This is a genomic window from Variovorax sp. YR752, assembly GCF_943372545.1.
Window position 1 is genome coordinate 56592 of the sequence record NZ_CALRZC010000015.1, and the last position, 13937, is coordinate 70528.

Below are 13937 nucleotides of genomic sequence, written 5' to 3' on the forward strand. Positions count from 1 at the left end.
TGCGGCTCAGGCCGGCTGGCGCGGCAGGTCGGCGGGCAACGGGCGTGCCGACGCCCGCGCGGGGTGCTGCGTCCAGCGGCCCACCGTGGCCTCCAGGCTGGCCGCCAGCACCGGCTTGGTCAGGAAATCGTTCATCCCCGAGGCGAGGCAGGCGTTGCGGTCCTCGACGAAGGCGTTGGCGGTGAGCGCGACGATCGGCACGATGCGGCCGTGCCGGCCGGCCTCGCCGGAGCGCAGCCGGCGCGTCACCTCCAGGCCGTCCATGTCGGGCATCTGCCAGTCCATCAGCACCAGGTCGTAGTCGGTGCAGGCCAGCATCGCCAGCGCCTGCGCGCCGTCGTCGGCGGTGCTGGTGCGGTAGCCGGCGTTGCGCAGCATCGCGCAGACGATCGTCTGGTTGACCCGATCGTCTTCCACCACCAGCACATGTCGCTCGGACGACAGGCCCTCCGGCTGCGCCTGCGCGGCCGGCGGCTGCTCGCGATCGCGCACGGCCGCACCGAGCCGGCTGACCAGCGCCGAGCGCAGCACCGGCTTGATGACGCCGCGCGGTACCGTCAGGCGGTGCCGCATCGCCTCGATCCGCAGGGTCTCGCCGGTCGACATCGTGATCACCCGCAGCGGCTCGATCCGCTGCACGGCCATCTCCAGCAAGGCTGCCGCCTCCGGCGCATCGAGCGCCACCAGCAGCCACGGCGAGGGCTGGTCGGCGTCGCGGGTCGCGAGCCATGTCGCCAGTTCCGCCGGGCCAGCGCAGCGCCAGGCACTGCAGCCCAGCCGCTGCAGCTGCGCAGCCAGCGCTTCGGCGCTGGCATCGTGAGGTTCATGGAAGGCCACCTGCTGGCCGAGCCGGACGGCGCGTTCGCCCTGGGCATGCAAGGTCGGCAAGGCCAGCTCGGCGACGAAGCAGGTGCCGTGGCCCAGCCGGCTCGTCGCCGAGATGCGCCCGCCCATCGCCTCGACCAGCTGGCGGGCGATGGCCAGGCCGAGCCCGCTGCCGCCGAAGCGGCGGTTGGAGGCATCGTCGGCCTGCTGGAACGGCTCGAACACCTGGCCCAGCGAGGCCTCGCCGATGCCGATACCGGTGTCGCTGACCGAGATGCGCAGCCCGTCCGCGCCGGAGCCCGGCTCGACGCGCAGCACCACCTCACCCTGCAGCGTGAACTTGACGGCGTTGCCGAGCAGGTTGAGCAGCACCTGGCGCAGCCTCAGCGGGTCGCCGTGGCGCCACAGCGGCAGCCGCGGATCGACGATGCAGGCCATCTCCAACCCCTTGATCCGCGCCGGCACGGCGGCCGTGGCCACCGCCGCCTCGACGCAGTCGAGCAGGTTGAAGTCCTCCGGCGCGAGGGCCAGGGCACCATGCTCGATGCGCGACAGGTCGAGCACGTTCTCGATCAGGCCGAGCAGGTTCAGGCCGCTCTGCCGGATCACCTCGACGAGGTGCGTCTGCGCCGTCGCACCACCGGCGGCCTCCGTCTCGGGCATGGGCATGGGGGCCGGGGCGGGCGCGTCGTCCTGCGCCTGCAGCAGCTGCGCCGCACCGATCACCGCGTTGAGCGGCGTGCGCAGCTCGTGGCTCATGTTGGCGAGGAAGCGCGTCTTGGCGATCGACGCCGCTTCGGCGCGCTCCTTCTCGCGCTGCAGCGCCGCGGTGCGCTCGGCGACGCGGCGCTCGAGCTCGCGATTGGCCTCGTTCAGCGCGGCGTCGCGCGCGGCGATCTGATCGCGCATGCGGTTGAAGGCCTCGATCGCATCGGCGATCTCGCCGCCGCCGGCATGGCTGAGGCGGACCGACGCGGCCGGATCGGCCGCCATGGTGCGCGCCGCCGCGGCCAGCTCGGCGACCGGCCGCGAGATCGCACGCGCCAGCCGCCGCGCCACGATCAGCGTGGCAGCGAAGCCGCCCAGGCTGGCCAGGCCGACGGCGGCGATGTTCAGCAGCAGCGCCGTCCACAGGCGCGACAGGTCGCTGGAGATGACCAGCGTTCCGACCGGCACCGCGTCGAGCTCGATGGCCTGCTCCAGCGTCAGGCGGCCGCCGAGCAGACCGCCGCCACGCACCGCCGGCGGCCGTTCGGCACGGCCGAAGCGGCCGACCAGGCGCCCCTTGGCGTCGTGCACCCAGGCCCCGTCCACCGAGGGGCGGGCGCGCAGCACGGCCAGCGCGTCGCTCACGCCCTTGGCATCCTCGAAGGCCAGCGGCGCCTGCAGATTGAAGGCCAGCGCCTGCAGCGCCTCCTCGGCATCCTCGCGGGCACGTTCCTCCTGCAGCCACCAGCCGCTGCCGATCACCGCGGCGACGCCGAGCGCCGCAGCCAGTCCGGCGCACAGCGCCACCAGCCAGGTCAGCCGGCGCCGCAGCGACAGGCCGGACACCCAGCGGGAGACGATCAGGGGCGGGCGCATCACGTCCTCACTCCTGCACGCGCCGGGCGAGCTTCAGCGCCTGCGCCGACAGGCCCAGCCGGGCACTGCGCAGCGGCTTCAGGTTGACGTCGAAGCGCAGCGCATCGTTCACGTTGACCAGCTCGACCATGCCGCCGCGGGAGAGGAAGCCGTCGGCGCTGCCGATCGTCAGCACGGGCGCGGTGGAAGCGAGCGCCTCCATGCCCGAGCTGCCGGCGCTGGCATCGACGAACAGCAGGTCGCAGGCTGCGCCCCCGACGGCGGCGCCGCTGAGCACCTCCAGCGGACGCCCCGTCACGGCGGTGCCCTTGCGGCTGGCGAACGCCGCCTCCACAGCCGGGCTGTTGTGCAGCAGGCACAGGCGCATCGGCGTACCCGCCGCGGCCCCCTCGGCGGGCCAGTGGACGAAGCGCGCCAGCGTGAGCGTGAAGCGCACCATCGCCTCGGCCTCGTTCGACGGGGCCTGGGCAGCCACCGGCCCGATGGCGCAGCCGACTGCCAGCAGCAGCGCGATCGCGCGGCGCCCACGGCGCCTGTGCGGCAGGCTCGACCGGTCGGCCACCATGGTCAGAAGCTCCAGCCGAGCTGCACGCGCCACACGCGCCCGTCCTGCTGCAGCGAGTCCTGCCGATGCTCCGGCCCGGCAGGATCGGCATAGCGTTCGCCGCCCAGGTTGTAGGCGCCCAGGGCCGCGGACCAGCGTTCGCCCACCGGCGCGAGCATGAACTGCGCATTGAGCCGGGTGTAGGGCGCCAGGCGCGCGCCGGCGATCGTGCGGCGTTCACCGAGACGCAGCAGGTTCAGGCCCAGCGTCGTGCCCGGCCAGGGGCCGGCCGCCGTCAGCATCAGCTTGGCGACCGAGCGCGGCGCGTCGCTCAGCGGCTGGTCGCTCTCGCGGTCGCGGGCGTCCTGCCGCGCCCAGCTGCCGCGCAGCCGCAGGCGTTCGCTCCACTGCCAGGTGGCTTCGACCTCGATGCCGTGCGTGTGCTGGCGGCCGGTGTTGGCATAGATCTGCTGGCCATCAGGCAGCTCGACGAAGTCGATCGTGTCGCGCAGCTCGAGCCGGTAGGTCGACAGGCTGGCGTCGAATTGCCGGCTCGGCCGCCACAGCACTGCCAGCTCGGCCGAGCGCAGCGACTCCGCCTCGAGTGCGCCGCCGGCCGCCTGCGACGAGTCCTGGTAGCTCGTCTCCGAGACGTTGGGCTCGCGGAAGGCGCTGCCGCCCTGCAGCTTCAGCGTCCATTGCGGAGACAACGCATACAGCGCCGCCAGGCGCGGCGTGACCGACCGGTCGCCGTTGAGCTGCCGGTCGGCCCGCACGCCGACGTTCAGCCGGAGCGCCCGCATCAACTCCCATTCGTCGTTGACGAACAGCGACCAGCGCGTCGACTGGACCTGGTCGTCCGTGTAGACGTACGGCGCCGGCTCGAGATCGGCCGCGTAGAAGTGCTGGCGCCAGTTGTTCTGGAACTCGACGCCGAGCAGCACGCGGTGGCCGCTCCAGCCGCTCCAGACGTAGCGCGACTCGCCGGACACCCAGCGCGCCGTCGCGTCGGTCACCGACGGCTGGGGCTGCTGCAGCGTGCCGTAGATGCCGAAGCCGCGGTACTCGTAGCCGGCCACGCCGAGGCGCGCAAAGACTTCGTGCGTGGCATCGAGGCGGCGGCTGAAGGAGAGGTCGGCGGAAGCAAAGCGGTCGGTCGATTCGCTGCGCGTGTCGAACAGCACACCGTAGCCGCCGGTCGGGTCGTCCTTGCGTCGGTCGGACAGCAGCATCGCCAGGCCCAGGTCGCCCCAGCGGGCCTTGCCGTAGAGCTTGTCGTTGCGCTCGCCGTCGCGGCCGACGGCGCGGCCGCGATTGCTGTCCGGACTGTCGTACTCGGGGTAGTACAGCGTGGCGTGGCCGCGGTTGTGCTCGCTGGCCAGGCCGAACAGGACACGGGCCTGGCCGAGGTCGCCACCCCAGGTCGCGCTGAGCTTGCGCCGGCCGAGCGAGCCGACGTCCAGGCCCAGCGCGGCACCGGGCAGTTGCGCGGGCGATCGGGTGACGACGTTGACCACGCCGAGCAGCGCGTTCGAGCCGTACAGCGCCGAACCCGGGCCGGGAATGAACTCCACCCGGTCGATCAGCCCGACGTCGAGCGGGAACTCCGCGCCCGCGGTGGCGGAGTCGTAGATCGCTTCGTTGATGCGCACGCCGTCCAGCAGCAGCAGCAGCCGCGAGGAATAGTCGCCCGGCCGCTCGATGCCGCGCACGCCCGTGTAGGCGTAGGTCCGGTCCTGGCGCAGATGAATGCCGGGCATGCTCTCGAGCACCTCGGCCAGCGTGCGGTAGCCCTGCGCGCGGATCTCGCCGCCGGTGCGCACGTAGACCAGGCTCGGCGCCTCGGTCGCGTCCTGCTCGTACTTGGAGGCCGCGGCCAGCCGCGAGCCGCCATGCACCGGCAGCGCCAGCAGCGTCGCCAATTCGTCGCCCGCCTCGGCCTCCGGCGCGGCCCGCGCCGGGCCGAACGCCAGCAGCGCCACGGCTAGCGCGGCGACGTGAGCAAGCCACGCCGCGGGCGCGGCGCGACGGCGAAGAGAATCTGACGGCATGCCATCGAGGGTATCGACAGCCCGTGCCCCCTCATTGAGGGCAAAGCGGCGTCAATCGGGTGCTTTTCGCCGTCGCGCCGGCACGGCGTCTACTTCTTCACATCCAGCGCGAGGATCCAGCCGATCAGCTTCTTCGCGTCGGCCTCCTTGATGGCCACCGCATTCGGCGGCATCGCCAGGCCGCTGGCCCGGCCCTTCCAGTGGCTGTCGTAGGGGTTGGAGCCCTTCATCACCGTGGCGGTGAGCTGCGCATCGGCGCCCTTGACGCCCTTGTACCTGGTGGCCACGTCGCGCCAGGCCGGGCCGATCGGCGGCAGGCCGTCAGGCCCCTTGCCGCCGGGTTCGACCTGGTGGCAGGTCAGGCAACCGGCGTTCCTCGCCAGCGCGGTCATCGTGTCGTCGGCTCCGGCGGCCAGCACCGGCGCGGCGGCCAGTGCGAGCAGGAGCAGGGGGGTCTTGGTCATGGTGTTGTCCTCCACGGGTCGTTGCATCTGCGACCCATGCTAGGAAGCACCCCCTGGGCAGCGTTGACTGCCATCAAGCTGCCGCTGCGTTTTGCCGGACTGGAGCAGCGCGTGGTCGTTGCCACACGACAGCTGTGTCAGCGCGACACAGCGTCTGTGCCGCGTTCGAGCAGCATCGCATCGCCGTAGCTGAAGAAGCGGTAGCGCTGCGCGATCGCGTGCCGGTACAGCGCCATCACGCGCGCGTGGCCGGCGAAGGCGCTGACCAGCATCATCAGCGTGCTCTTCGGCAGGTGGAAGTTGGTGACCAGCCGGTCGACGACGCGGAACCGGAAACCCGGCGTGATGAAGATGTCGGTGTCGCGCGCGCCGGCGACCAGCTCGCCCGACAGCGCGGCCGACTCCAGCGCGCGCAGCGTGGTCGTGCCCACCGCGACCACGCGCCGGCCGGCCACCCGCGCGGCTGCAATGGCCTCCACCGTGGCCGGCGGCACCTCGAACCACTCGCTGTGCATGCGGTGCTCGGCGAGGTTCTCGCTGCGCACCGGCTGGAAGGTGCCGGCACCGACGTGCAGCGTCACGCTGGCCGTGCCGACGCCGCGCTCGCGCAGCGCGGCGAGCAGGGGCTCGTCGAAATGCAAGGCCGCGGTCGGCGCGGCCACGGCACCGGGGTGGCGGGCGAATACCGTCTGGTAGCGGCGCTCGTCCTCGGCGCTGTCGGCGTGGGTGATGTAGGGCGGCAGCGGCACGTGGCCGTGGCGCTCCAGCAGGGCCAGCGGCTCGGCGGGAAAGCGCAGGTGGAACAGCGAGCCGTCCGGCCCGCCGCGGCCGAGCACCTCGGCGTCAAAGCTCGATCCGCCATCGCCGCTGGCGAAGCGCACCGTGCTGCCCGGCTTCGGCGACTTGCTGGCGCGCAGGTGGGCCAGCACCTCGTTGCCCGTCAGCACCCGCTCGACCAGCGCCTCGACCGCCCCGCCGCTGGCCTTGGCGCCGAGCAGGCGGGCCTTGATCACGCGGGTGTCGTTGAAGACCAGCAGGTCGCCGGGTTCGAGCAGGCCGGGCAGTTCGCGGAACACCCGGTCGACGGGCGCGGCGCCGGTGGCGTCGAGCAGCCGCGAGGCGGAGCGTTCAGGCGCGGGATGCTGGGCGATCAGCTCGGCCGGGAGCTCGAAATCGAAGTCGGCGAGCGTGTGGGTGGGGTGCGTCGGCGAGGGCATGGAGGCTGGACCGGCCTGTGATGCGAGGCCGCGATGGTGCCATGCCCCGGGGCAGGCGCCCGCAGGTTCAGTGCGGCCCGAGCTGCGCGGCCGGCTGCGCCGCGGCACGCTCCGAGCGGTCCCAGGCGAGTGCAGCGAGCGTGCTGACGGCGGCGATCACTGCGAGGATCAGGGCGACACGGGCGACGAAGCGCATGGGGACGGTGATGCATTGAGAGCGACAGGGCGCGATGCTAAGCGAGCCTTCGGCGTTGTCGAGTGGGGAGAGCTCCCGGTTGCGGCGTGGTCGCCGTGCGTGGGCCCACCACACCACGCGCCGCGGCCCAAAGTCACACCCGCGCCTGCGGCGAGAATCCGTCCATGGCCGAGGCCGTGCCCCCGTCGAACGAGAACAAGCCGAAGTCGGCCCCGCAGCGCGCGCTCGAGAAGCTCGGCCTGCTGCGCGACATCGACCTCGCGCTGCACCTGCCGCTGCGCTACGAGGACGAGACGAAACTCGTGCCGATCGCCTCGCTGCGCGATGGCGACCACGCTCAGGTCGAGGGCGTGGTCACCGACAGCCGGGTGCAGTTCCGCCCGCGGCGGCAGCTGGTGGTGAAGATCCACGACGGCGCCGATGACCTGGTGCTGCGCTTCCTGCACTTCTACCCGTCGCACCAGAAGGCGCTGGCCGAAGGCGCGCGGGTGCGCGTTCGCGGCGAGGCACGCGGCGGCTTCTTCGGGCTGGAGATGGTGCACCCGAGCTTCAAGGCGGTGGACGAGGGCGCCCCGCTGGCGCGCGCGCTGACGCCGGTCTACCCGGCCAGCGCGCAGCTGCCGCAGGCCTACCTGCGCAAGGCGGTGGCCTCCGGGCTGTCGCGCGCCGATCTGGCCGAGCAGCTGCCGCCGGGCACCGTGCCGCCAGGCCTGCCGCCGCTGCGCGAGGCGCTGCACTTCCTGCACCACCCGGCACCGGACGTCAGCGTGATGGCGCTGGAGGACCACAGCCACCCGGCCTGGCAGCGCCTGAAATTCGAGGAGCTGCTGGCTCAGCAACTCTCGCAGCTCAAGGCCAAGCAGGAGCGCGAGTTGCAGCGCGCGCCGGCCTTCGCGCTGCGCACCGGCGGGCTGCAGGAGAAGCTGCTCGCTGCGCTGCCCTTCTCGCTGACCGAGGCGCAGCGCCGCGTCGTCGAGGAGATCGCGCGTGACCTCGGGCGCGACACACCGATGCACCGCCTGCTGCAAGGTGATGTCGGCTCCGGCAAGACGGTGGTGGCCGCGCTGGCCGCCGCGATCGCCATCGAGCAGGGCTGGCAGTGCGCGCTGATGGCGCCGACCGAGATCCTCGCCGAGCAGCACCTGCGCAAGCTGGTCGGCTGGCTGGCGCCGCTGGGCATCACCGTGGCCTGGTTGACCGGCAGCCGCAAGGGCAAGGCGCGCCGCGAGATGCTGGCGCAGGTGGCCTCGGGCGAGGCGGCGCTGGTGGTCGGCACGCATGCGGTGATCCAGGACCAGGTGGAGTTCGCGAAGCTGGGCCTGGCGATCATTGACGAGCAGCACCGCTTCGGCGTGCAGCAGCGCCTGGCCTTGCGCAGCAAGTTGCAGGACGGCCCGCTCGAACCGCACACGCTGATGATGTCGGCCACGCCGATCCCGCGAACGCTCGCGATGACCCTATTCGCCGACCTCGACATCAGCACCATCGACGAACTGCCGCCCGGCCGCACGCCGGTGCTCACCAAGCTGTTCGCTGATCACAAGCGCGACGCGGTGGTCACGCGCATCCGCGAGGAGGTGGCCGCCGGCCGGCAGGTCTACTGGGTCTGCCCGCTGATCGAGGAGAGCGAGACGCTCGATCTGCAGAACGCCACCGCGACGCACCAGCAGCTCTGCGAGGCGCTGCCCGGCCAGATGGTCGGCCTGCTGCATGGCCGCATGCCGGCAGCGGAGAAGGCGGCGGTGATGTCCCTCTTCAGTACCGGGCAGATGGGTGTGCTGGTGTCGACCACCGTCATCGAGGTCGGCGTCGATGTGCCGAATGCCTCGCTGATGGTGATCGAGCACGCCGAGCGTTTCGGCCTGTCGCAGCTGCACCAGCTGCGCGGGCGTGTCGGCCGCGGCGCGGTGGCCAGCGTGTGCGTGCTGCTCTACAGCTCGCCGCTGTCGGACACCGCCAAGTCGCGCCTGAAGGCGATGATCGAGACGAACGACGGCTTCGAGATCGCCCGCCGCGACCTGGAGATCCGCGGCCCCGGCGAGTTCTTCGGCGCGCGGCAGTCGGGCGCGCCGCTGCTGCGCTTCGCCGACCTCGCCGAAGACGAGCCGCTGGTGCGGCTCGCCCGCACCGCGGCACTGAAGCTGCTGGCGCAGCACCCGCAGACGGCCGAGCGGCACGTGGCGCGCTGGCTGGGCTCGAAGAGCGACTACCTGAAGGCCTGAGCGCTCAGCCGAAGTGCATCTGGTACTTCGCGCCGTCGGAGAACAGGCACACGCCGGTGCCCTGTGTCGGCCCGCTGATCAGGTACTCGCACTGCACGTTCACGCCCTTGCTGCCCCAGGCGTTGGCGATGCCGCGGCGGCCGCTGTAGTGGCGCGCGGCCGTGCCCAGCACCTCATTGTGGACACGCCCGAAAGCGGCATAGCTGGCATCGACGCGCGTCGCCTCGCCCTGCAGGTTGTCGCCCAGGTAGGCCAGCGTGAAGCTGCCGTGGCCGGTGTGGCTGTCGACGACGATGGCGCTGAGCATGCCGCCCTGGTTGGCCTGCGGATTGAGCGGATAGAGCCGCACGTTGAGCAGCCCCGGCTGCGGCGGTGCAGCGGGTGCAGGCGGGGTGACGATGGTGACGCTGCCGCCCTCGCGCGCGCTGGCCGCCGGGTAGGGCTGGCCGGTGCGCGGGTCGAGCGGCACGACGTAGCAGGCACTGAGCAGGGCCATGGCAGCGGCGCAGGCCGCGATCGGCAGCAATCGTGAAGCGGGTCGTTCAGTGGCTGTGTGCATGAGCTTGGGTGAGGCGCGGCACATGCCGCCCGCGCAGGTTCCGCGGCCTTCGCTCGCCCGGCAAGCGCCGAGCAGGGCGGTATCGATGCACGATGCCCGCTGGCGCGCGGCGCGATGCGCGGCGCTGCGATACTTGCCGGCATGACGCTCACCGAACTCCGCTACATCGTCGCCGTCGCGCGGGAGAAGCACTTCGGCCGTGCCGCCGAGGCCTGCTTCGTCTCGCAGCCCACGCTCAGCGTGGCGATCAAGAAGCTCGAGGAAGAGCTCGACGTGAAGATCTTCGAGCGCGGCGCCAGCGAGGTCAGCGTCACGCCGCTGGGCGAGGAGATCGTGCGCCAGGCGCAGTCGGTGATCGAGCAGGCGGCAGCGATCAAGGAGATCGCCAAGCGCGGCAAGGACCCGATCTCCGGCCCGTTGCGCCTGGGCATCATCTACACGATCGGGCCCTACCTGCTGCCTGATCTCGTCAAGCAGGCGATCGAGCGTGTGCCGCAGATGCCGCTGATCATCCAGGAGAACTTCACCGCCAAGCTGCTGGAGATGCTGCGCACCGGCGATCTCGACGCGGCGATCATGGCCGAGCCCTTCCCCGACACCGGCCTGGCGGTGGCACCGCTGTATGACGAGCCCTTCATGGCCGCCGTGCCGAAAGCACACCCGATGGCGAAGCGCAAGAGCATCACCGCCGAGGAGCTGAAGAACGAGACCATGCTGCTGCTGGGCACCGGCCACTGCTTCCGCGACCACGTGCTCGAGGTCTGCCCGGAGTACGCACGCTTCTCCAGCGACGCCGAGGGCATCCGCAAGAGCTTCGAGGGCTCGTCGCTGGAGACGATCAAGTACATGGTCGCCTCGGGCATGGGCGTCACGGTGGTGCCGCAGCTCTCGGTGCCGAAGGAGGCGCAGACGCACGTCAGCTACGTCAAGTTCGCCACCCCGGTGCCGACGCGCCGCGTGGTGCTCGCCTGGCGCCGCACCTTCACGCGCTACGAGGCGATCGCGGCGCTGCGCAACGCCATCTACGCCTGCGAACTGCCGGGCGTGAAGCGCCTGAGCGACTGAGGCGCAGGCCCGCCTATCGGGCCCATAGCCCTCACGGGCTATCGCCCCCTTCGACGAAATTGCTTTGACCCGCGGTGGGCGGCTTCCTAGAGTCGTTGTGTCCGTATCGTCCACAACAGCTAAAGGAGAAGCACATGTCGACCGAATCGAAGTGCCCGTTCGCGGGTCATTCGCCGAGCAACACCCGGGCCGGGAGCCGCAGCAACCGCGACTGGTGGCCCGAACAGCTGAACCTCGCCATCCTGCACCAGCATTCCGCGAAGTCCGACCCGATGGGCGCCGACTTCGACTATGCGAAGGAGTTCAGGAGCCTCGACCTCGACGCGGTGGTGAAGGACCTGACCACGCTGATGACCGACTCGCAGGACTGGTGGCCGGCCGACTGGGGCCACTACGGCGGCCTGATGATCCGCATGGCATGGCACAGCGCCGGCACCTACCGCATCGCCGACGGGCGCGGCGGCGCCGGCCACGGCAACCAGCGCTTCGCGCCGCTGACCAGCTGGCCGGACAACGGCAACCTCGACAAGGCGCGCCGACTGTTGTGGCCGATCAAGCAGAAGTACGGCCGCAAGCTCTCCTGGGCCGACCTGATGATCCTGGCCGGCAACGTCGCGCTGGAATCCATGGGCTTCAAGACCTTCGGCTTCGCCGGCGGCCGCCCCGACATCTGGGAGCCGGAGGAAGACGTCAACTGGGGCACCGAGATGAAGTGGCTGGCCACCAGCAAGGAGGCCAACAGCCGCTACTCGGGCGAACGCCAGCTCGCCGACCCGCTCGGCGCGGTGCAGATGGGCCTGATCTACGTGAACCCGGAAGGCCCGGACGGCAACCCCGACCCGGTGGCCTCGGGCCGCGACGTGCGCGAGACCTTCGCCCGCATGGCGATGAACGACGAAGAGACGGTGGCACTGGTGGCCGGCGGCCACACCTTCGGCAAGGCGCACGGTGCCGGTGACCCGGCGCTGGTCGGCCCCGAGCCCGAGGGCGCGGCGATCGAGGAAATGGGCCTGGGCTGGAAGAACGCGCTGGGCAGCGGCAAGGGCGTGCACACCACCACCAGCGGCATCGAGGGCGCCTGGAAGCCCAACCCGACGACCTGGGACAACGGCTACTTCGACATGCTGTTCGGCTACGAGTGGGAGCTGGTCAAGAGCCCGGCGGGCGCGCACCAGTGGGTGGCGAAGAACTGCAAGCCGGAGCACATGATCCCCGACGCGCATGACCCGGCCAGGAAGCATCCGCCGATGATGACCACGGCCGACCTGTCGCTGCGCTTCGACCCGGCCTACGAGAAGATCTCGCGCCGCTTCCACCAGGATCCAGCGGCCTTCGCCGATGCCTTCGCGCGTGCCTGGTTCAAGCTGACGCACCGCGACATGGGCCCGCGTGCGCGTTACCTCGGCAAGCTGGTGCCCCAGGAAGTGCTGGTCTGGCAGGACCCGGTGCCCGCCGTGGACCATGCGCTGGTCGATGCGAAGGACATCGCGGCGCTGAAGGACAAGGTGCTGGCTTCGGGCCTGTCGATCGCGCAGCTGGTGCGCACCGCCTGGGCGTCGGCCTCGACCTTCCGCGGCAGCGACAAGCGCGGCGGCGCCAACGGCGCGCGCATCCGCCTCGCGCCGCAGAAGGAGTGGGCCGCCAATGATCCGGCCGATCTGGGCAAGGTGCTGGCGAAGCTGGAAGGCATCCAGAAGGAGTTCAACGCCTCGGCCACAGGGGGCAAGAAGGTGTCGCTGGCCGACCTGATCGTGCTGGCCGGCGGCGCCGCCATCGAGGCCGCTGCGAAGAAGGCCGGCCAGAGCGTGGCCGTGCCGTTCGCGCCGGGCCGCAGCGACGCCTCGCAGGACCAGACCGACGTCGACTCGTTTGCCGTGCTCGAGCCGCGCGCCGACGGTTTCCGCAACTACGCCCGCAAGGGCCTCGAGGGCGCGACGGCCGAACTGCTGCTGGACAAGGCGCAACTGCTCACGCTGACGGCGCCGGAGATGACGGTGCTGGTGGGCGGCCTGCGCGTGCTGGGCGCCAACAGCGGCGGCGCGAAGCATGGCGTGTTCACCGCGCGGCCGGAAACGCTGAGCAACGACTTCTTCGTCAACCTGCTCGACATGGGAACGCAGTGGCAGAAGTCGGGCACCGAAGGCGTGCTCGAAGGGCGTGACCGCCACAGCGGCGCGCTGAAGTGGACCGGCACGACGGTCGACCTGGTGTTCGGCTCGAACTCGCAGCTGCGCGCCATCGCCGAGGTCTACGCCAGCGGCGACGCGCAGGCGAAGTTCGTTCAGGACTTCGTCGCCGCCTGGGCCAAGGTGATGAACCTGGACCGATTCGACCTGGCCTGATCGTTGTCCCTCGTCATTGGCCCGACCCCGGCACTTCGCTACAGTGTCGGGGTCGATCTCATCCTCAGGAGCAGGGTACATGGCAAAGAAGAGCAAGACTCCCGTCAAGTCCTCCGGGCCGGCGATCAACATCGGCATCAGCGAGAAGGATCGCGCGGCGATCGCTGGCGGCCTGTCGCGCCTGCTGGCCGACACCTACACGCTCTACCTGACCACGCACAACTTCCACTGGAACGTCACCGGGCCGATGTTCAACACGCTGCACGCGATGTTCATGGCCCAGTACGCCGAGCTCTGGAATGCGGTCGACCCGATCGCCGAGCGCATCCGTTCGCTGGGCTCGCCGGCACCGGGCTCCTACGCGCAGTTCGGCGCGCTGGCCTCGATCAAGGACGCCCCCACGAAGCCGCCGAAGGCGCTGGAGATGGTGAAGATCCTGGTCGACGGCCACGAGGCGGTGGCGCGCACGGCACGCAGCATCTTCCCGCTGGCCGATGCCGCTGGCGACGAGCCGACCGCCGACCTGCTCACCCAGCGCCTGACCGTGCACGAGCAGACGGCCTGGATGCTGCGTTCGCTGCTCGAAGAGTGAGCCAAGGGCGGGCGTCGTGCGCATTGCGATCCTGACCTTCGACGGCTTCAACGAGCTCGACTCGTTCATCGCGCTGGGGCTGCTCAACCGGCTGGGCAGCCAGGGCTGGAAGGCCGAGATCGCCCGCCCGACCTCGCACGTCACCTCGATGAACGTGGTGACGGTGCAGGCGCAGCGCCCGCTGGAGTTCGCCAACGAGGCCGACGCGGTGATCTTCGGCAGCGGCATCTACACCCGCGCGATCGCCGGGAACAGCAAGCTGATGGACCGGCTGCG

At 71.1% G+C, this 13937-nt stretch carries 11 protein-coding genes and 1 pseudogene; 5 read left to right on the top strand and 7 right to left on the bottom strand.

Annotated elements, in window-relative coordinates; genetic code table 11:
* Positions 1–6: 6 nt before the first annotated feature.
* From AAG801_RS05760 to AAG801_RS05785, 6 genes are all read right to left on the bottom strand, one after another.
* Positions 7–2409 carry an ATP-binding protein gene (locus AAG801_RS05760; RefSeq protein WP_341887565.1) on the bottom strand — a complete coding sequence of 801 codons (2403 nt, stop codon included), beginning with the start codon at positions 2407–2409 and terminating at the stop codon, positions 7–9.
* 7 nt (positions 2410–2416) lie between these two features.
* The gene (locus AAG801_RS05765) at positions 2417–2974 is read right to left on the bottom strand and encodes a YfiR family protein (protein WP_341887555.1); all 558 of its coding nucleotides are present in this window, start codon (positions 2972–2974) and stop codon (positions 2417–2419) included.
* A 2-nt stretch (positions 2975–2976) separates the two neighbouring features.
* On the bottom strand, positions 2977–5004 hold the full coding sequence (locus tag AAG801_RS05770) for a TonB-dependent receptor (RefSeq protein WP_341887556.1): 2028 nt from the start codon (positions 5002–5004) through the stop codon (positions 2977–2979).
* An 89-nt stretch (positions 5005–5093) separates the two neighbouring features.
* A complete protein-coding gene (locus AAG801_RS05775) occupies positions 5094–5468 on the bottom strand; it encodes a c-type cytochrome (RefSeq protein ID WP_341887557.1) in 375 nt (124 codons plus the stop codon).
* Positions 5469–5605: 137 nt separating this feature from the next.
* A complete protein-coding gene (queA, locus tag AAG801_RS05780) occupies positions 5606–6685 on the bottom strand; it encodes a tRNA preQ1(34) S-adenosylmethionine ribosyltransferase-isomerase QueA (protein ID WP_341887558.1) in 1080 nt (359 codons plus the stop codon).
* Between the two features lie 67 nt (positions 6686–6752).
* Complete coding sequence (locus AAG801_RS05785; protein ID WP_341887559.1) at positions 6753–6881, bottom strand: hypothetical protein; 129 nt, start codon at positions 6879–6881, stop codon at positions 6753–6755.
* 164 nt (positions 6882–7045) lie between these two features.
* On the opposite strand from AAG801_RS05785, the gene recG reads away from it, so the two are divergent.
* Positions 7046–9103 (top strand): ATP-dependent DNA helicase RecG, encoded by a 2058-nt coding sequence (gene recG / locus AAG801_RS05790; RefSeq protein ID WP_341887560.1) that lies wholly within the window; start codon positions 7046–7048, stop codon positions 9101–9103.
* 4 nt (positions 9104–9107) lie between these two features.
* On the opposite strand, the gene AAG801_RS05795 is transcribed toward recG, so the two are convergent.
* Positions 9108–9599, bottom strand: a complete 492-nt coding sequence (locus AAG801_RS05795) for a hypothetical protein (RefSeq protein WP_341887561.1) — start codon at positions 9597–9599, stop codon at positions 9108–9110.
* Between the two features lie 204 nt (positions 9600–9803).
* Between AAG801_RS05795 and AAG801_RS05800 the strand changes: the two genes are divergently transcribed.
* The 4 genes and pseudogenes from AAG801_RS05800 to AAG801_RS05815 all read left to right on the top strand — a co-directional run.
* Positions 9804–10727, top strand: a complete 924-nt coding sequence (locus AAG801_RS05800) for a hydrogen peroxide-inducible genes activator (protein WP_341887562.1) — start codon at positions 9804–9806, stop codon at positions 10725–10727.
* Between the two features lie 134 nt (positions 10728–10861).
* A complete protein-coding gene (katG, locus tag AAG801_RS05805) occupies positions 10862–13069 on the top strand; it encodes a catalase/peroxidase HPI (RefSeq protein WP_341887563.1) in 2208 nt (735 codons plus the stop codon).
* Positions 13070–13148: 79 nt separating this feature from the next.
* A complete protein-coding gene (locus tag AAG801_RS05810; protein WP_341887564.1) occupies positions 13149–13661 on the top strand; it encodes a Dps family protein in 513 nt (170 codons plus the stop codon).
* 16 nt (positions 13662–13677) lie between these two features.
* Positions 13678–13937: pseudogene (locus AAG801_RS05815) on the top strand (AraC family transcriptional regulator); the annotation flags it as partial.

Coding starts and splice junctions, on each gene's coding strand:
- recG (WP_341887560.1), top strand. CDS start 7,046: ATGGCCGAGGCCGTGCCCCCGTCGAACGAGAACAAGCCGAAGTCGGCC.
- katG (WP_341887563.1), top strand. CDS start 10,862: ATGTCGACCGAATCGAAGTGCCCGTTCGCGGGTCATTCGCCGAGCAAC.
- AAG801_RS05810 (WP_341887564.1), top strand. CDS start 13,149: ATGGCAAAGAAGAGCAAGACTCCCGTCAAGTCCTCCGGGCCGGCGATC.
- AAG801_RS05795 (WP_341887561.1), bottom strand. CDS start 9,599: ATGGCCCTGCTCAGTGCCTGCTACGTCGTGCCGCTCGACCCGCGCACC.
- queA (WP_341887558.1), bottom strand. CDS start 6,685: ATGCCCTCGCCGACGCACCCCACCCACACGCTCGCCGACTTCGATTTC.
- AAG801_RS05785 (WP_341887559.1), bottom strand. CDS start 6,881: ATGCGCTTCGTCGCCCGTGTCGCCCTGATCCTCGCAGTGATCGCCGCC.
- AAG801_RS05765 (WP_341887555.1), bottom strand. CDS start 2,974: ATGGTGGCCGACCGGTCGAGCCTGCCGCACAGGCGCCGTGGGCGCCGC.
- AAG801_RS05800 (WP_341887562.1), top strand. CDS start 9,804: ATGACGCTCACCGAACTCCGCTACATCGTCGCCGTCGCGCGGGAGAAG.
- AAG801_RS05760 (WP_341887565.1), bottom strand. CDS start 2,409: ATGCGCCCGCCCCTGATCGTCTCCCGCTGGGTGTCCGGCCTGTCGCTG.
- AAG801_RS05770 (WP_341887556.1), bottom strand. CDS start 5,004: ATGCCGTCAGATTCTCTTCGCCGTCGCGCCGCGCCCGCGGCGTGGCTT.
- AAG801_RS05775 (WP_341887557.1), bottom strand. CDS start 5,468: ATGACCAAGACCCCCCTGCTCCTGCTCGCACTGGCCGCCGCGCCGGTG.